This window comes from Paraburkholderia phymatum (assembly GCF_040965635.1).
GTDB classification, from domain to species: Bacteria; Pseudomonadota; Gammaproteobacteria; order Burkholderiales; family Burkholderiaceae; genus Paraburkholderia; species Paraburkholderia phymatum_B.
This window is the reverse complement of record NZ_JBFRCH010000034.1, coordinates 30,615-48,335: the sequence shown is the minus strand read 5'-3', so window position 1 is coordinate 48,335 and position 17,721 is coordinate 30,615. Positions and strand designations below refer to the sequence as shown.

General features: G+C 66.2%; 19 protein-coding genes. 15 read left to right on the top strand and 4 right to left on the bottom strand.

Annotated elements, in window-relative coordinates:
- Positions 1–416: 416 nt before the first annotated feature.
- From pqqA to AB4Y32_RS33225, 4 genes are all read left to right on the top strand, one after another.
- Positions 417–491, top strand: coding sequence for a pyrroloquinoline quinone precursor peptide PqqA (gene pqqA, locus AB4Y32_RS33240; protein ID WP_082426903.1), 75 nt, complete (start codon positions 417–419; stop codon positions 489–491).
- Positions 492–1,172: 681 nt separating this feature from the next.
- Complete coding sequence (locus AB4Y32_RS33235) at positions 1,173–1,508, top strand: hypothetical protein (protein ID WP_368725373.1); 336 nt, start codon at positions 1,173–1,175, stop codon at positions 1,506–1,508.
- Entirely contained in the window at positions 1,498–2,115 is a 618-nt protein-coding gene (locus tag AB4Y32_RS33230; protein ID WP_368725372.1) for a DUF447 domain-containing protein, read from the top strand. The genes AB4Y32_RS33235 and AB4Y32_RS33230 overlap by 11 nt, the downstream gene beginning before the upstream one ends.
- Before the next feature lie 58 nt (positions 2,116–2,173).
- Positions 2,174–2,872, top strand: a complete 699-nt coding sequence (locus AB4Y32_RS33225) for a (5-formylfuran-3-yl)methyl phosphate synthase (protein WP_368725371.1) — start codon at positions 2,174–2,176, stop codon at positions 2,870–2,872.
- Positions 2,873–3,009: 137 nt separating this feature from the next.
- Here AB4Y32_RS33225 and AB4Y32_RS33220 read toward each other — a convergent pair whose 3' ends face one another.
- The 3 genes from AB4Y32_RS33220 to AB4Y32_RS33210 form a co-directional block, all read right to left on the bottom strand.
- Complete coding sequence (locus AB4Y32_RS33220; protein ID WP_368725397.1) at positions 3,010–3,600, bottom strand: amino acid kinase family protein; 591 nt, start codon at positions 3,598–3,600, stop codon at positions 3,010–3,012.
- A gap of 217 nt (positions 3,601–3,817) precedes the next feature.
- Positions 3,818–4,927, bottom strand: a complete 1,110-nt coding sequence (locus tag AB4Y32_RS33215; protein ID WP_368725370.1) for a hydantoinase/oxoprolinase family protein — start codon at positions 4,925–4,927, stop codon at positions 3,818–3,820.
- Entirely contained in the window at positions 4,924–5,982 is a 1,059-nt protein-coding gene (locus AB4Y32_RS33210) for an ATP-grasp domain-containing protein (protein ID WP_439899875.1), read from the bottom strand. The genes AB4Y32_RS33215 and AB4Y32_RS33210 overlap by 4 nt, the downstream gene beginning before the upstream one ends.
- A gap of 13 nt (positions 5,983–5,995) precedes the next feature.
- Between AB4Y32_RS33210 and AB4Y32_RS33205 the strand changes: the two genes are divergently transcribed.
- From AB4Y32_RS33205 to AB4Y32_RS33155, 11 genes are all read left to right on the top strand, one after another.
- Complete coding sequence (locus AB4Y32_RS33205; RefSeq protein ID WP_368725368.1) at positions 5,996–6,787, top strand: HisA/HisF-related TIM barrel protein; 792 nt, start codon at positions 5,996–5,998, stop codon at positions 6,785–6,787.
- A gap of 374 nt (positions 6,788–7,161) precedes the next feature.
- Positions 7,162–8,541, top strand: a complete 1,380-nt coding sequence (locus AB4Y32_RS33200) for a formylmethanofuran dehydrogenase (RefSeq protein WP_368725396.1) — start codon at positions 7,162–7,164, stop codon at positions 8,539–8,541.
- Positions 8,538–10,238, top strand: a complete 1,701-nt coding sequence (locus AB4Y32_RS33195) for a formylmethanofuran dehydrogenase subunit A (protein ID WP_368725367.1) — start codon at positions 8,538–8,540, stop codon at positions 10,236–10,238. The genes AB4Y32_RS33200 and AB4Y32_RS33195 overlap by 4 nt, the downstream gene beginning before the upstream one ends.
- Before the next feature lie 41 nt (positions 10,239–10,279).
- Positions 10,280–11,275 carry a formylmethanofuran--tetrahydromethanopterin N-formyltransferase gene (gene fhcD / locus AB4Y32_RS33190; RefSeq protein WP_368725366.1) on the top strand — a complete coding sequence of 332 codons (996 nt, stop codon included), beginning with the start codon at positions 10,280–10,282 and terminating at the stop codon, positions 11,273–11,275.
- Entirely contained in the window at positions 11,272–12,135 is an 864-nt protein-coding gene (locus AB4Y32_RS33185; RefSeq protein WP_368725365.1) for a formylmethanofuran dehydrogenase subunit C, read from the top strand. Before fhcD ends, AB4Y32_RS33185 begins: the two co-directional genes overlap by 4 nt.
- A 37-nt stretch (positions 12,136–12,172) precedes the next feature.
- Positions 12,173–12,739: a cytochrome b gene (locus tag AB4Y32_RS33180; protein ID WP_368725364.1), complete on the top strand. Its 567-nt coding sequence runs from the start codon at positions 12,173–12,175 to the stop codon at positions 12,737–12,739.
- Between the two features lie 67 nt (positions 12,740–12,806).
- Positions 12,807–13,727, top strand: coding sequence for a pyrroloquinoline quinone biosynthesis protein PqqB (gene pqqB, locus AB4Y32_RS33175; protein WP_368725363.1), 921 nt, complete (start codon positions 12,807–12,809; stop codon positions 13,725–13,727).
- Positions 13,728–13,775: 48 nt separating this feature from the next.
- Entirely contained in the window at positions 13,776–14,483 is a 708-nt protein-coding gene (gene pqqC, locus AB4Y32_RS33170; RefSeq protein ID WP_368725362.1) for a pyrroloquinoline-quinone synthase PqqC, read from the top strand.
- Positions 14,480–14,782 carry a pyrroloquinoline quinone biosynthesis peptide chaperone PqqD gene (pqqD, locus tag AB4Y32_RS33165; RefSeq protein WP_368725361.1) on the top strand — a complete coding sequence of 101 codons (303 nt, stop codon included), beginning with the start codon at positions 14,480–14,482 and terminating at the stop codon, positions 14,780–14,782. The genes pqqC and pqqD overlap by 4 nt, the downstream gene beginning before the upstream one ends.
- Before the next feature lie 4 nt (positions 14,783–14,786).
- Positions 14,787–16,058 carry a pyrroloquinoline quinone biosynthesis protein PqqE gene (gene pqqE / locus AB4Y32_RS33160; protein ID WP_368725360.1) on the top strand — a complete coding sequence of 424 codons (1,272 nt, stop codon included), beginning with the start codon at positions 14,787–14,789 and terminating at the stop codon, positions 16,056–16,058.
- A complete protein-coding gene (locus AB4Y32_RS33155) occupies positions 16,055–16,780 on the top strand; it encodes a response regulator (RefSeq protein ID WP_368725359.1) in 726 nt (241 codons plus the stop codon). Before pqqE ends, AB4Y32_RS33155 begins: the two co-directional genes overlap by 4 nt.
- Here AB4Y32_RS33155 and AB4Y32_RS33150 read toward each other — a convergent pair.
- Positions 16,711–17,658, bottom strand: a complete 948-nt coding sequence (locus AB4Y32_RS33150) for a sensor histidine kinase (protein WP_368725395.1) — start codon at positions 17,656–17,658, stop codon at positions 16,711–16,713. The genes AB4Y32_RS33155 and AB4Y32_RS33150 overlap by 70 nt on opposite strands.
- Positions 17,659–17,721: the final 63 nt, after the last annotated feature.

Here is a 17,721-nt window from a genome sequence, read left to right as displayed (position 1 = left end):
CTAGCGATGCGCGGCGCGCGCCGTCGTCAGCGAATAGCGCTACGCGCGCGCCTTATGGGAAGTGCTCGCGGGCATCAACGTCCGCGAGCCTTGCAGGTCAATGTAGGCGGCGCGCGGAATGAAGTGAATTCACGATTTTTTTCAGCAGGCTTAAGCGATCCGTTAACACGCGTGCACATCACGGAAAATGCGTCCACAATGGGCGATCGGCTCGTGGAACACTTTGCTGCGGTTCCGCTACAGTAAGGCGCGTAAGCTGGTTCGGGGCGCGCCGCAGAGTACCATTTCCGGCAGGTTGGGTGTCTGGTACGACAGTTGCATCAGCAACATGGGCCGACGCGATCGGGTGTCCCGTACGTCACAGAGGGCGTCGGTCGCAATGGGACCGCCGTTTTCACTCGTAAAGGAGGACGACTATGCAATGGACTACCCCTGGCTACACCGATATGCGTTTCGGCTTTGAAGTCACGATGTATATCGCTACTAGATAGCCGGACGGGGCCGGCTCGGTTTTCGGGCTGGCCCTTTTGTTTTTTATGTCCGCGACGCGGTTTTGTTTGCCCTTGTCGCCGGCATCCGCGATGCGGTTCTGGTTTTTTTTGGCTCGCCGCCGGCATCCGCGATGCGGCTTTGGTTTTCCTGGCTTGCCGCCGGCATCCGCGATGCGGCTTTGGTTTTCCTGGCTTGCCGCCGGCATCCGCGATGCGCCTCGCGGCGCGGGCGTTGCCCCGGTGCGGGGCGGCACTCACTTTCTTTGCCGCCGCAAAGAAAGTAAGCAAAGAAAGCGGGCTCACACCGCCAATGCTTGACCTTTACCCACGGGCTCTCAACGTACCCGTGTTTCTTGCGGCAATGTGCTGGCCTATGTGGGGCTGCCAACGCTCCGGCTAAACGCCTCACCCGCTTCATGCACATGTGGCACGGCCAAGGATATCGAATGTTCCAAGGCCGCATGCCGGTAGTGAATGCAGGTTGCTGTGTCGTACAGGACGCCGCCCGCACCGCAGCCGCATCGTGTAGCGGGGGTGTCCTGTGCGGCGCGAATGCCTGCACACAGTTTGCCGCAAAGGGGCCGGGGATATTCGATGTCGCGGGCCGCAGCGTAGGCGCTTGAGGCGGGTGAGGCATTTGATCGACGCACTGGCAACGCGCATGAGACAGCACACTGCCGCATGAAGGATGGGGACGTTGAGAGCCCGTGGGTAAAGGTCAAGCATTGGCGGTGTGAGCGGCTTTCTTTTGCCTACTTTTCTTTGCCGCTGCAAAGAAAAGTAGGTGCCGCCCCGCACAGGGGCAACGCCTGCGCCGCGAGGCGCATCGCGGATGCCGGCGGCAAACCAAAAAACCAAAACCGCATCGCGGATGCCCGCGGCAAGCCAAAAAACCAGAGCCGCACCGCGGATGCCGGCAGCAAGCCAAAAAACCAAATCGCGGATGCCCGCGACAAGGGCAAAAGCAAACAGCGTCGCAGACAGAGAAGAAGAGAAGACCACATCCATGATCCATGAAACAGTGATTACGACAGCGGCAGGCGACGGCCACCCCCACGTGGCGCCGATGGGTGTGCGCTTCGAGCATGGACTCGCGATCCTGGCCCCTTTCAGACCGTCGAAAACGCTCGACAACATCCTCGAAACCCACGCCGCCGTCATCAATTTCACGACCGACGTGCGCATCTTCGCAGGCTGCGTGACGGGCGCGCAGCGCGACTGGCCGATTCGCGCCGCGAGCCGCGTCAGCAGTGTGCGGCTGCGGCAATCGCTCGCGCACACCGAACTGCTGCTCGACCACGTGACCGACGACCCGCAACGCCCCGTGCTCCACATGCGCTGCGTACACAGCGAAACGCACGCGCCGTTCGGCGGCTTCAACCGCGCGCAGGCGGCCGTCGTCGAAGGCGCGATTCTGGTGAGCCGCCTCTTCATGCTGCCCGCCGACAAGGTCGACCGCGAAATGGCCTATCTGCAGATCGCCATCGACAAAACGGCCGGCCCCGATGAACTCACCGCGTGGCAATGGATCACGGCCGCTGTCGAACGCTTTCGCGCAACAGGCACGGCGTCGGAGTCGGGCAAAAGCAGCGCGCCCGCGCCGTCGCACGCCGGCACGACGTGATGCCGCCATCCGCGCATCGTCCACGCATTGCCCCCGCAGCGCCCTTTCGGAGACTCCGATGACCGCATTGCTCACCAGCGTTCGCTCGACGGAAGAAGCGCTCGACGCCGCCGCTGCCGGCGCCGACCTGATCGACCTGAAGGAACCGCTCGACGGCGCGCTCGGCGGCGTGCGCATCGACGATCTCTGGCGCATCGCGCATGCGCTGCGCGCGCGCTACCCGGTCAAGCCGATCAGCGCGACGATCGGCGACCTGCCGCCCGATGCGCTCGACACGATCGCGGCGCGCGTCGCCGAAGTCGGGGACGCAGGCGTGGACTTCGTGAAAGTCGGCGTGATGCCGGGGCCGCATGCGCGCGCGTGTCTGACGCACCTCGCCGGCCTGGACGCGACCGTGCTTCCCGTGCTGCTGTCCGACGACGGCATCGATGCGTCGCTCGTCGACCACGCGGCGACGCTCGGCTTCGAAGGCATCGTCTTCGATACGGCGGGCAAAATGGGGCGCACGCTCTTCGACTGCATCGATGGCGCGACGCTCGCGCGCTACATCGCGACGATACGCGCGTCGGGTGCGATGGCGTGCATCGCGGGCTCGCTCGGCTGGCCGCAACTCGATCAGATCCGAGCGCTCGCGCCCGACGTCGCCGGATTTCGCACGGCGCTTTGCGAAAACGGCCGCACGTCGCGGCTCGATCCGCGCCGCGTCGCGCAATGGGCGGACGCGCTTCATCACGCCGCGCCGAGCGCCGCCGCGTGATGTGATGCGTGCGCACGCGCGCCGTACCCGCGCGGCGCCGACACACACACTCAAAACCACTCAAACCGCCGACGCAATGTGATGCGTGCGCACGTGCACCGTACCGCCGCAGCGCCGACACACACGCTCAAAACCGCTCAAACCGCCGACGCATTCAGCAACCGCTCGCGCACCAGCGCGATATCCGTCTTGCTGAACAGTTCGACCTCGTAGTTCGCCTCCTTCACATAGTGGACGAAGCTCGGATCGACCACGCCCTTCGACGCGAGCGTGACGAGCGGCACGCCCTCGCCGACGGGGCATGACTTCACGACCATCAGGCGCTCGGCGTTCAGCGTCGTCGACAGCCATGCGGCGAGGCTGTCGGACGTCGTGTCCCAGTTGGTCATCGAATCGGGCGTGACGCGCATCAGGCACACGGGCATCCACACGGCGACCTTGCCCTTGCGCAACGCGCGCCGGATCAGCTCCTCGTTCGTCGCGAGCACGAGATCGGGCAGGACGGCCTGCATGAGAAGCGCGTATTGCGTCATCGCGAGCAGACACATGTTGTGCGCGGCGAGATCGTCGAATTGCCATTCCTGCTGATACGCACGCACGCTGTCCGCAAAGTCCCCGCCACCGGGCACGATCACGACGCGCCCGCCGCCGACTTCCCAAAGCTGCGTGAGCCAGTCCCGCAGCGACGGGTCGTGACTCAGGCTTCCCCCGATCTTCACCACCCACATGTCCGTTACCTCGCTCTCGTTCGACTCCACGGCGGCGTTGTGCCGCGCTAATGGCCCCCCGCTGATGGCCCCGCTGATGCCCATCCGCGCCCCACTACGCATCACGCGCCCGATACCGCGAAGTCCGCATGCGGCCACGCGTGTCGCGCATTGAAACGCGTCGAAACACATCGAAGCGCGCCGCATGCCACACAGCCGCGCACGCTCGCGGAAACATTCACGCGGCGCGCGCCGACGCTCGCCGCTGCGCGAGTCCGTTCGCCATCAGCAATGCGACGGCCACGCTCGGCGCGCACGTCGCGATCCATTCGGCGGCGTGCTCGGGCGCGCTCGCCGCCGGACGCGCGAGCGTGCCGAAGTCCACGTATGCACGCGCATTCGCAAGCGCCAGCGACGCCGCCAGAAATCTCCCGCATCCCGCGCCGACGATGGGCGCCCCTTGCAACGACGGATGCGCTTCACGCACCTGCGCGAAGCTCGCGCCGATCGCCTGCAACTGGGCGTCGCGCCACGCCAACGCGAACTCGCGCCATTCGTGCTCGGGCGCATCGGCGGCATCGCGGCCGATCATCCGCGCGAGCCGCGCGCAACTCGCGGCCATCGTCTTCGGACCGTTGTCCGCGCTCGCGTGCTGGTCGTGCAGCGGCCATAGCTCGCCCGTCAGACGGTAGACGTCGGCGCTCGTCGCGAACCATTCGTTCATCACGCCCGTCGTCTCGCCGCGAAACGCGATCCGATGCGTGACGCCGCACAGCGGCGTGCGCACGACGCCGTGATATGCGAGCTCGCCCGTCGCGAGCCGCGCCGCATCGTTGGAGCCGCGCGCCGCGACGCGCCCTGCGACGACGGGCACGATATCCGTCGTCGTGCTGCCGATGTCGATCAGCACGCAGTCGCGCATGCGCGTCGCGATGTATTGCGCCGTCGCGAGCCAGTTCGCCGATGCCACCGCTCGCCATTGCGTGACGCTGTACGCGGCGTCGAGCCAGCCAGAAGCGCCCGCGAAGAAGAGCGTTGCGTTGCCGATGCGCGCGGCGAGCGTATCGACGATTGCGCGCACGCCGTGCTCGCGGTCCGCGAACAGGTCGACCATCTCGCCCGTCATCGTCACCGCATGGCGCGAGCGCGCATGAAGCGCATCGGGCCAGCGCGCCGCCACATCGTCGATCGCGCGACCCAGATGTTCCAGCCCCTGCCACAGCGGACAGGCCCATTGCGCGATATCGGCGACGGCACCCTTCGCGTCGACGCGCGACACCTTCACGTGCGCGCCGCCGACATCCCAGCCGAAGATAGCGGATTCGCTCAAGGCAGAAGACGCGCTCATGTTCCCGTTCCGCAAGTGGAGAGCGCCTTGTCGGCAGCGGGACGCGCGCGAACATACAGGCCGTGCGCCGCGAGCACATCGGCGGCGAGATTGCGGCCCAGCCGCGCGGACTGACCCGCATACGCGACGGTTGCGCGCGGATTCACTTCGATGACGACGGGGCCCCGGCTCGGGTGCCACACGACATCGATTCCGACGAACCCGCGCAGCCCCGGCAACGCGGCCGCGACCTGCTGCGCGAGCGCATCGAGCGCGCGGCCTTGCGCGCCGTTGCGCTCGATGCAGCCGATCTCCACGCCCTCGAAGCCGACGACCCGCCCAGGATGCCCCGCCACGGCCGCCGCCACGCCGATGCGCTGACGGTTGATGCTGACGAGCATCGTGCGCGATCCATCGGAATCGTTGCAACCATCGCAGATCAGCGACACGCTCAGCGGATCGCCGTCCACCCATTCCTGAAGCACCGTGTCGCGCTCCGCCGCGCGGCGCGCCGCATATTCGGCGCGCGCACCGTCCGCATCATCGAACACATGCGTATCGAGACCGCCCGCGCCGTCGTCGGGCTTGACGACCCAGCGCCGTTGCGTGCGCGCGTCGATCTGCGCGGCTTCGAGCGCGGGCGTCACGGCGATGCCGCGCGACGCGAGGCGCTGCGCCGTTGCGCGCTTGCTCGACGCGAGCGCGATCGCTTCTTTCGTGCAGCCGATCCAGCGCTGGGGACCGACGGCATCGGCGAGATCGAGCATCAGGCCGTCGCACTCGGGCGCGACGATCCACGCATAGTCGTGCTCGCGCGCGGCACGCCCGACGAATTCGAGCATCGTTTCGCCGGGTTTCGCGCGGCAATGCGCGATGCCTTCGTCGACGGTCTCGAAGCGCGAACTGGCGAAGCTCACCTGCACGCCTTCGAGCTGCCGCAGGTCGCCGACAATCGCATCGCGCATCATGCGTCCTTCGACGACGAGCGCGCTCAGGTCCGCGAGACTGCTGTTGTCCGCGAACTGCCGGTCGATGCCTCCGCCGGTGAGATACTCATAAACCCAGATCTTCATCAAGGAACGTCTCCGCATGCAGGTGATCCCGGTACTCGATCTGCTCGATGCTCACGCGGTGCGCGCGATACGCGGCGACCGCGCGAGCTATCGGCCCATCCAGTCTTCCCTCTGCGCGTCGAGCGAACCGCTCGCCGTCGCCCGCGCGCTGCTCGCCGCGAGCGGCACGCGTGTACTGTACGTCGCCGACCTGGGCGCGATCATGTCAAGCGACGCCGACCCATCGACGCTCGCCACACTTGCCACGCGCCTCGCCGATCCTCACGGCCAGCGTGACCCGCAAAGCGCGCCGCTCGAAATCTGGCTCGACGCCGGCTATGCCGACTTCCCGTCGATGCTCGACCACTTCGCGCGCATCGCTTCCGCTGTCGGCTCCACATTCGAGCGCGAGGCGATTGCGCGCATCGTGCCCGTGTTCGGCTCCGAATCGCTGCGCTCGCCCGATGCATTGAGCGAAGCCGAAGCGGCCGGCTATGCGCCCATCCTGTCGCTCGATCATCGCGGCGGCCATCTGATCTCGGCACCCGGCATCGCCGATGCGCTTCGTTCGCCGTCGACATGGCCCGCGCGCGTGATCGTGATGACGCTCGATCAGGTCGGCGCCGATGCAGGCCCCGACCTCGATACGTTCGACGCGATCCGCGCGCAAGCGGCCAAGCGGGGCCAGCGCACGCTGATCGGCGCGGGCGGCATCCGTCATCGCGACGATCTCGATGCAGCGGCACGCAGCGGCGCCGATGCGTGGCTGGTCGCGTCGGCGCTTCATGACGGCAGGCTCATCGATATGCTTGCAACTCGCGCACGGTGAACGCCGACGCTTCGGCGTGAACCGCGAAACAATATCCATGCCACGCGGACCGCGTTGCAGCAACGGCGCGTGTCGCCTGCGCATTGCGCGCCGTGGTGTCCCGAAGTGACACACTGTTGCAGCGCGGAGCACATACTGTGCTGCGCGCCGCAGGCCGCGCGATACGCGGAACCGCTTCATTCGCCGAACACGTGCGCTGGCGTTCGATGGTTCGATGCGTTGCGCCCAAAAGCGTGAAACGCGTAGTCCATCGGCGAGCACCGCAATGACGCACAATGGCGCGCACGCACGCGTTGCGTCACGCGAGCCGCCCCTCATTGGCGTACGACGCGAGCATGCGCGAAATCGGCACGGACCTTGCTGAACGGGTTCTCATGCACGAGTCCAACTCCCCCGTCACGAATGCCAATGCGGCGTCGCCCGCTGAAGGGGCATTGCCGTTCCCCGCGGCGACGACCGACTGGACCTGCCCGTTCTGCCCGCTGCTGTGCGACGACATCGTGGTCCATCCCGGCAACGACGGGACGCTCACGGCGCCCTTCACCGACTGCCCGCGCCTCGCGCACGCGCTGACGCGCTACGACGCAAGCGACAACGTGTGCTCGCCATCGATCGACGGCACGCCCGCATCGCTCGATGCCGCGCTCGACGAAGCCGTCACGGTGCTCGCCCGATCGCGCCGCCCGCTGTTCGGCTGCGCGACGGACATTGCGGGAACGCGCGCGCTCTATGCGCTCGCAGCCGGCTGCGGCGCCATCGTCGATTCGTTGCAGGGCGACGCGATGACGGCCGCGACGCTCGCAATGCAGGATCGCGGCGCGTTCTTCACGACGCTGTCGGAAGTGCGCTCGCGCGCGGACCTGCTCGTCGTGTTCGGCTGCGAGCCGTCCGCGCAGCATCCGCGCTTTTATGAACGCATCGCGAGCGGCACGGCGATGCAGCGCGAAATACGCTTCGTCGGCTGCGAGATCGATCCCGTCGCGAGCCGCCTCGACGACGCGCGCGCCGGTTCGACTCTTTCCGCTGCATCGCTGCACGATGTGCTCGCGCTGTGGTCGGCGATTGCCGAAGGCCGCAAGCCCGAAGCGCTCGAAGACGGCACAGGCATCGCGATCGAGCTTGCGTCGCTGATGGCGCGCATACACGAGGCACGCTACACGGCATTCGTGATCGAGCCCGCCGCTTTGCCGCAACCGCATGCGGCGCTGCTGATCGAAGCGTTGCATCGCATCGTCAAGGCGATCAACGGAAGGAGCCGCGCGGGCGTGCTGACGCTCGGCGGCGCGGACGGCGCTTTGAGCGTCAATCAGGCCGTCACGTGGCTGTCGGGCTTTCCGTTGCGCACGCGCTTGTCGAAGCCCGACCGGCTGCCGGGCACGCCGCCGCTCGATCATGATCCGTATCGCTATCGGATGGCGCGCCTGCTCGCGGCAGGCGAAGTCGACGCGCTGTTGTGGATCGCGAGCTTCGAGCCGCACGCGCTGCCCGCCGAACTGCGCGACGACGTGCCCGTCGTCGTGCTCGGCGCACCCACGCTCGCATCGTCGATCGCGCCGCGCGGCGCGAAGACCGTGTTCATTCCCGTCGCTACGCCGGGCATCGACAGCGACGGACATCTGTTTCGCGTCGATGCATCCGTCGTCGTGCCGCTGCATCCCGCGCGGAACATTGCGCTGCCGAGCGTCGCGACGATCGCGGCGCGTCTTGCCGACGACCTCGCCGCGCGCGCCGCGTTGACGCGGAGGCCGTCATGAGCATCGCGCGACTGCGAGGCGGCCGCCTCTACGATCCCGCGAACGGCATCGACGGCGAGGTGCGCGACCTCTATATCCGCGAAGGCCGCATCGTCGCGCCGCCCGCCGATGGCGCCGTCGACGTGGACTACGACGCGCAAGGCATGATCGTGATGGCGGGCGGCATCGATCTGCATTCGCACATTGGCGGCGGCAAGACGAACCTGTCCCGGCTGCTGTTGCCCGAAGACCATCGCGACGACGCGCCGCGCGACGCCGCGTATGAAGCGGTGCAGGACGAACGGGGCCGCTATCTGCGCATGCCGTCGTGCGGGATCTGCACGCCGGGCACGCTCGCCACGGGCTATCGCTATGCGGAGATGGGCTACACGGCCGCGTTCGAGCCCGCGATGATCGCGTCGAATGCGCGACATGCGCATCTGGAAATGGGCGACACGCCGATCATCGACCACGGCGCTTATGTGATGCTCGGCAACGACGAGTTGTTCTTGCAGATGCTCGCCGCAAAGGACGACTTCGAGCGCTTGCGCGATTACGTCGGCTGGACGATGCACGCGAGCCGCGCGCTCGGCGTGAAGGTGGTCAATCCCGGCGGCATTTCGGCGTTCAAGTTCAACCAGCGCTCGCTCGATGTCGACGAGGCGCACGCGCACTACGGCATCACGCCGCGCGACGTGTTGCGCACGCTGACCCGCGCGCTGACGGAACTGCGCGTGCCGCATCCGTTGCACGTGCATGCGAGCAATCTCGGCGTGCCGGGCAATATCGATTCGACGATCGCGACGATGGATGCCGCCGACGGCCTGCCCATCCATCTGACGCACATCCAGTTCCACAGCTACGGCACGGAAGGGCCGCGCAAGTTTTCGTCGGGCGCGCGCGCGATCGCGGAGGCCGCGAACGCGCGGCCCAACGTGTCGATCGACGTCGGCCAGATCATCTTCGGGCAGACGGTCACGGCATCCGGCGACACGATGATGCAGTTCAAGAACGCGCCGCTCGCGCGGCCGCACAAGTGGATTGTCGGCGACATCGAATGCGATGCCGGTTGTGGCGTGGTGCCGTTCCGCTATCGCGAGCAAAGCTATGTGAACGCGCTGCAATGGATCATCGGGCTGGAAATTTTCCTGCTGATGAACGACCCGTGGCGCGTGTCGATGACGACCGATCATCCGAACGGCGGCCCGTTCATGAGCTATCCGCATCTGATTCGCCTGCTGATGGACAAGCCGTTCCGCGACGCGCAACTCGATCGGCTGCATCCCGAAGCGAAAATCGCGACTGCGCTACAGGAATTGAAACGCGAGTACTCGCTGTACGAGATCGCGATCGTCACGCGCGCGGGCCCTGCGCGACTGCTCGGCCTGAAAGACCGCGGCCATCTCGGACCGGGCGCCGCCGCCGATATCGCCGTCTATCGCGACGACGCCGACCGCGAGCGGATGTTCACGTCGCCCGCGTATGTGTTCAAGGACGGCCAGTTGGTCGCGCGCGACGGCAATCTCGTGTCGACGCCGACGGGCGGCATCCACTTCGTCTCCCCCGATTTCGACAGGAGCATCGAAACGACGCTGCGCCAGTACAGCGAAGCGAATCTGGCCACCAATTTCGCCCATGCCGCGATCAGCGACGACGAAATCTGCGCGTGCTGCCGCGGCGGACGGCTGTTGCCCGTCGCGTGCTTCGCGCGGGCGTGATTCGCACGACAAAGACAAGGACAGACCGGGCAAAACGCGCGATGCAGATCAACGACACCCTGATCGACGACACGTTTGCTGAAGCCTTCCCGATGAAGGCGACGCGGCTCGTCATCACCGCGCACACGCCGCGCTGGGCGCGCGCGGCGGCCGATTCGCTGACGGGCTTCGCGACGTCGGTGATCGACTGCGGCTGCGAGGCGGGCATCGAGCACGAAATCCCCGCCGACGCGACACCCGACGGCCGGCCCGGCATCTCGGTGCTGATCTTCGCGGTGTCGTCGAAGGAGCTGGCGAAGCAGATCGTGCGGCGCGTCGGCCAATGCGTGCTGACGTGCCCGACGACGGCCGTCTACAACGGCATCGATCCGGCGACCACGCGCGCGCCGCTGTCGGACGCCGCGCCGCTCGGCGGCTCGCTGCGCTTTTTCGGCGACGGCTGGCAGATTTCGAAGGTGCTGAACGGCGTGCGCTACTGGCGCGTGCCCGTGATGGACGGCGAGTTCGTCTGCGAAGAAACGGTGCAGACAGTGAAGTCCGTCGGCGGCGGCAACCTGCTGCTGCTCGCGCGCGATCTCGACAGCGCGCTGGCGGCAGCGGAAGCCGCCGTCGCCGCGATGCATCGCCTTTCGAACGTGATCACGCCCTTTCCTGGCGGCGTCGTGCGTTCGGGGTCGAAGATCGGGTCGAAATACAAAAGCGCGGTCGCGTCGACGAACGATGCGTTTTGTCCGACGTTGGTCGGCTTGTCGCATCGCAGCGAACTCGATGCGCAGACCGGCTGCGTGCTCGAAATCGTGATCGACGGATTGACGGATGCCGACGTCGGTGCGGCCATGACGGCGGGCATCGACGCGGCATCGGCAGCGGGCAGTGATGTCGTGCGCATTTCCGCCGGGAACTATGGCGGCAAGCTCGGGCCCTATCATTTCAGGCTGCGCGAACTGGCCGCGGGCATTGTGCAGCGCGAGACAGGCGACACCTCGGGCAACACCTCGGGCGGCGCGACGAATGCCGGGAAGGACGGCGCGCCATGACCGCCATCACGTTGCGCGTGAAGCACGCGCCGGGCTTTCGCGTCGACGGCTCGCCGCTGCTGCCGTCGGCGTTGTCGGCGCTGTCGGGCGACGCGATCGGGCGGCTCCTGCTGTCCGCCGGCAACGAAGTGTTTGCGATCGGCGATCTGTTCGACGTCTCGCTCGCGACGAACGATGCGCCAGCGCGCGTCGTGATCGAAGGCGATGCCCGCTGGCTGGATTGCATCGGCGCGCGACTCGATGCGGGCAGCGTGCGCGTGACGGGTCCCGTCGGCGATTACGCCGGTTTGCGAATGACGGGCGGCACGCTCGACATCGAAGGCGACGCGGGGCATTTCACCGGCTGCGAGATGCGCGGCGGGCGTTTGACGGTCGAGGGCCACAGCGGCGATTTCGTCGCGGGCGCGCGGCCAGGCGGAATGGAAGGCATGACGGGCGGCACGCTGATCGTCGCGGGCAACGCGGGCGCGCGCCTTGCCGACCGGATGCGGCGCGGCACCGTGCTGATCGGCGGCGATACGGGCGATTACGCGGCTTCGCGGCTCGTCGCGGGCACGATCGGCATCGCGGGCCGTCTGGGTGCACACTATGGCTATGGGATGCGGCGCGGCACACTGTTGCTACTGCAACGGCCAGAACGCGTGCCGCCGACTTTTACGGCAGGCGGGCGCGGCTTCGACGTGTTCTGGTCGCTGTTCGCGCGTGCGCTTGCCGCGCAATGCAGCGAGATGGCTTCTGCATCTGCGTTAATGAAACGACGGCTTACGCCCTTTGCGGCGCTCGATGCGCACAGGCCGCCACGGCGCTACGCGGGCGATCTTGCCGTCGATGGACGCGGCGAACTGCTGATCGTCGAATAATGCGGACGCCGCCCAAATGATCGAGGGAACCGACATCATGAACGCCACACGCTCGACCGACGTCGCGCGCACGGAAAGGGAAGCGCCAGCGCGCTACCCGATGCCGCTGATCGTGCTGCACTGGTTGATCGCGTTCGGCATCATCGCGATGCTTGCGATCGGCCTGTACATGGTTGGCTTGCCGCGCGGCCTGCCCTTCAAGGCCACGCTGATCAACTTTCACAAGTCGCTGGGCTTGACGATTTTCCTGCTGGTGCTGATCCGCATCGGAGTTCTCATGGTATCCGGCAGGCCGCCGTTGCCGCCGATGCGAGCGTGGCAACGCGCCGCCGCGAGCGCCACGCAGGTTCTTTTATACGTTTCGATGATCGCGATGCCGGTGACGGGCTATCTGGGCTCGTCATTCAACACGTACGGCACGCGCTTCTGGGGACTCCTGCTGCCGAAATGGGGCTGGGACGACAAGCCGATGCGCGAGCTGTGGTTTGGCATTCATGAGATCGTCGCATGGATCTTCATCGTCATGATCGCGCTGCACGTCGCGGGCGCGATCAAGCATCAGCTGATCGACCGCGACGGACTGTTGCGCAGGATGCTGCCATGACTGCGATGACACTCGACGCTCATCGATCGAAGCGCTTTTTCAAGGCCTGTTCAGGAGTGCGCGGACAATGAAGATCAAGGTGCTCGGTTCATCGGCGGGCGGGGGCTTTCCGCAATGGAACTGCAACTGCCACAACTGCGACGGCGTGCGCAAGGGCACGCTCAATGCGCGGCGGCGCACGCAGTCGTCGATTGCGGTGAGCGTCGATGGCATTGCGTGGCTGCTCGTGAACGCGTCGCCCGATATCCTCGCGCAGATCGCCGCGAATCCGGAGATGCAGCCCGCGCGCCGCGCCCGCGACACGGGCATCGCCGCCGTGCTGCTGATGGATGCGCAGATCGATCACGTGACGGGTCTGCTGATGCTGCGCGAGAACAGCGCGCCGCTTGCGCTGCACGCGACCGAGGCCGTGTGGCAAGACCTGTCGACGGGCTTTCCCATCGTCTCGATCCTGTCGCACTACTGCGGCACCGAGCGCCACATGATCGCACTCGATGCCGGCCCGTTCGAAATCGGCGCGCTGCCTGGCGTGCGCATCGAAGCGCTGCCGCTGTCGAGCAAGGCGCCGCCCTACTCGCCGCATCGCGCGGCGCCCGAGCGCGGCGACAACATCGGCTTGCTGCTCACCGCGCCCGATTCGGGCAAGCGCGTGTTCTATGCGCCCGGTCTCGGCGTGCTCGAACCGCACATCCGCGAGGCGATGCGCAGCGCCGATCTGCTGCTCGTCGACGGCACGACGTGGACGAACGACGAAATGATCGAACTGGGCCTGTCGAAGAAAACGGCCGCCGACATGGGCCATCTCGCGCAAACGGGCGCGGGCGGCATGATCGACGTGCTGGATTCGCTCGATAGGCCGAACGCGCGAAAGGTGCTAATACATATCAACAACACGAACCCGATTCTGATCGACGACGGTCCCGAGCGGCGCATCCTCGCGCAGCACGGCATCGAAGTCGCGCACGACGGGATGCTGTTCGAACTGTAGGCGGCAGCGCGCGCTGCCAGCACAGACAGAGCAACGGAGAAGCGATCGATGAGGCTCAAGAGCGACACCGGCCCCGCATGGACCCGCGAAGAATTCGAAGCGCAATTGCGCGCGAAGGGTCAGGCGTATCACATTCATCACCCGTTCAACGTGAAGATGAATAGCGGCGGATGCTCGCGCGAGCAGATTCGCGGCTGGGTCGCGAACCGCTTCTATTATCAGATCAATATTCCGCTGAAGGATGCCGCGATTCTCTCCAATTGCCCTGATCGCGCGACGCGCCGTCGCTGGGTGCTGCGCATTCTCGATCACGACGGCTACGGCGACGACGAAGGCGGCATCGAAACATGGGCGCGCCTGGGCGATGCCGTCGGGTTATCACGCGACGAATTGTGGTCGCTCGAACACGTGGTGCCCGGCGTGCGCTTCGCCGTCGACGCGTACGTGAATTTCGCGCGGCGCGCGCCGTGGCAGGAAGCCGTCTGCTCGTCTCTGACGGAAATCTTCGCGCCGCAGATTCATAAGGACAGGCTCTCCACGTGGCCCGAGCACTATCCGTGGATCAAGCCCGAAGGACTCGCGTATTTCCGCTCGCGCATCTCGCTTGCGCAGCGCGATGTCGAACACGGTCTCGCCGTCACGCTCGATCACTTCCGCACGCGCGAGCAACAGGAACGCGCGCTCGACATCCTGCAGTTCAAGCTCGACATTCTGTGGACCATGCTCGACGCGATCGAAAAGGCTTTTCCCGCATGAATACGCCGACGAACACCCCACATGACAGCGCCGCGCAAGGCGGTGAAAAGCGCGGCCCGAAGCTCAGCAGCCTGTTCCGTCTGCAATGGGAACCGGCCCAGGATGCGCATGTGCTGCTGTATCCCGAAGGCATGGTGAAACTGAATCAGAGCGCCGCGCAAATCCTGTTGCGTTGTGACGGCACGCGCGACATGCCGACGCTCGTCGCGGAACTCGAACAGGCCTTCAACGCGACGGGCCTCGCGCCCGAAGTTCAGGCATTCGTCGACCACGCGCGCTCGCGTGGCTGGCTGGAGTAACAGCATGAGCGATCTCGCGATTGCAGAACGGCAGCACGGGCAGCAGGCGGCGCGAAGCGACGTCGGCCCGCCGTTGTGGCTGCTGGCGGAACTGACGTACCGCTGTCCGCTGCATTGCGCGTTCTGCTACAACCCGGTCGACTACACCCACCAACGCGACGAGTTGAGCACCGCGCAATGGATCGGCGTATTGCGCGAGGCGCGCAAGCTCGGCGCCGCGCAACTCGGCTTTTCAGGCGGCGAGCCGCTGATGCGCGACGATCTCGAAGAACTCGTCGCCGAAGCGCACAAGCTCGGCTTCTACACGAACCTGATCACATCGGGCGTCGGGCTGACGGATGCGCGGCTCGACGTGCTCAAGGCGAACGGGCTCGATCATATCCAGCTGTCGTTTCAGGATTCGACCCAGGAGCTGAACGACTTTCTGAGCAGCACGCGCACGTTCGATCTGAAGAACCGCGTCGCGCGTTCGATCAAGGCACACGGCTTTCCGATGGTGCTCAACTGCGTGCTGCATCGCTACAACCTGCCGCACGTCGACAAGATCATCGAGATGGCGCTCGCGATGGGCGCCGAATATCTGGAGCTTGCGAACACGCAGTACTACGGCTGGGCGCATGCGAACCGCGCGCAACTGATGCCGACGGCCGAGCAGCTGCGCGAAGCGGAAGCCGTGGTCGAACGGTATCGTCGGGAGATCGGCAACCGCTGCAAGATCTTCTTCGTCGTGCCCGACTACTTCGAAACGCGGCCCAAGCGCTGCATGAACGGCTGGGGCTCAGTGTTCCTCGGCGTCGCGCCCGATGGCGCCGCGTTGCCCTGCCATTCGGCGCGCTCGCTCCCCGGCCTCACGTTTCCGAACGTGAAGGACATGCCGCTGGCCGACATCTGGTACGCGAGCGACGCGTTCAACCGCTTTCGCGGCTTCGAATGGATGAAGGAGCCGTGCCGCAGTTGCGACGAAAAAGAAAAAGATCTCGGCGGCTGCCGCTGCCAGGCGTATCTGCTGACACACGACGCCACCAATGCCGATCCCGTCTGCGACAAGTCGGAGCATCACGAGCGGGTCGTGCAAGTCGTACGCGACGCGGCCAGACGTGGCGCGACGCTCGCACCCGACGAACAGCCTGTCATGTTCCGCAACGACGCGAATTCGCGGCGGTTCGCTGCTGACGCACATAGCGGCGCGGAAAGCGGTGCACATGGCGGTACGCGCGCGGCAACGGGAACGACCACAACGACAACGACGCCCCCAAAAGAGACAACGCGATCATGACGACGCCCGCCATCGCCGTGCTTCTCGTCGACGATCACGCCGTCGTGCGCGAAGGCTATCGACGTCTGCTCGAACTGAGCCCCGACGTGCGCGTGGCAGGTGAAGCGGCCGACGCGATGCAGGCTTACCAGCGCTTTTGCGCATTGCAGCCGGATGTCGTCGTGATGGATCTTGCGATGCCGGGCGCAAGCGGCATCGAAGCGATGCGCCGGATGCTCGCGCGCGAGCCCGATGCGCGCGTGCTGATCTTCAGCGTGCACGAAGAGGCGCTTTTCGTGCGCCGCGCGTTCGATGCGGGCGCGAGCGGCTATGTGACGAAGGCGAGCGCCCCCGATGTGCTCGTCGAAGCGGTGCGCGCCGTCGCGCGGCGCGTGCGCTATCTGAGCGCGGACGTCTCGCATGCGCTCGCGTTGCGGACGATGTTCAACGAAGGGCCGCCGGGACGCCAGTTATCCGCGCGCGAGTTCGAAGTGCTGCGTCTGCTCGTGCAGGGCTATACGCTGCCCGTGATCGCCGAGCGGCTCGGCCTGAGCCAGAAGACGATTGCGAATCATCAGTCGGCGATCCGGCAGAAGTTCGGCGCGAACAACGGCGTGCAGCTCGTGCAGATCGCGCAGCGCCTAGGGCTTCAGTTCTCTGAGCTAGCCACGCCTCACGAGCTTTTCGGCTCGTCGGGTTCGATGGGAACGCTCGGTACGCTGTGCTCTGGCAGCCCGACGTGAGGCGGCACGCGGGCGCATAGCAGAAAGCCTCGTCCCGGCTCGCTCGCGACATGGAACTCGCCGCCGAGCGCCTCGACGCGCTCGCGCATGCCGACGAGACCTAGCCCCGCGCGAGGCTTCGACAGATCGGCGCCGGGGCCGTCGTCGGCGACCGTCACGACGATCTCGCCGCCGCGCTCGCCATCGAGCGGCGCTCTCACCAGATAGATTTCGACGCTCGACTCGCGCGCGAACTTCGACACGTTCGTCAGCGCTTCCTGCACGAAGCGATAGAGCGTGATGTTGAGCGCATCGGTGAAGCCGTCGAAGTCGCCGTCGACGGTGAGCTTGAACGACGCATCGGGCAGGCGCTCGCGCCAGCCTTCGACGCAATGCTCCATAGCGCTCGGCAAGCCGAGTTCATCGAGGCCGATGGGCCGCAGCTTGCGGATCATGCCGCCGATCTGCCGATAGACGAAGCTCGCGCTTTGCATCACGGCAAGCGACGTGCGATGAATCTCGGGCTCGCGATCCGCCGACAGATCTCGAATCCGCCCGGCATCGAGCGCGATTGCGTTCAGGTACTGGCCCAGCTCGTCGTGAAGCTCGCGCGCGAGATGACGGCGCTCCGCTTCCTGCGCTTCGATGCGCTCGCTCGCGAGACGCCGGTTGTCGGCGAGCAGCCGCTCGGCTTCTTCCTCCGCTGCGCGCCTGCGCAGCAATTCCCTTTGCGACTCCCGATAGCGCCGCCACGCGAACCACGCACACCCCGCCGCGAGCACGAACATCGTGACGGGCAGTTCGTCGAGCTGATATCGCTCGCTATTGCGCGTCCAGCGATAGGCGAGTTCGCTCACGTCGAATGTCGCGGACAACGCCCAGACGATCGCCGTCAGCATCACGACGCACACGAACTCGATCCATGCGGCCGGCCGCGATCCTTTTGCGCGGACGCGGCCTTT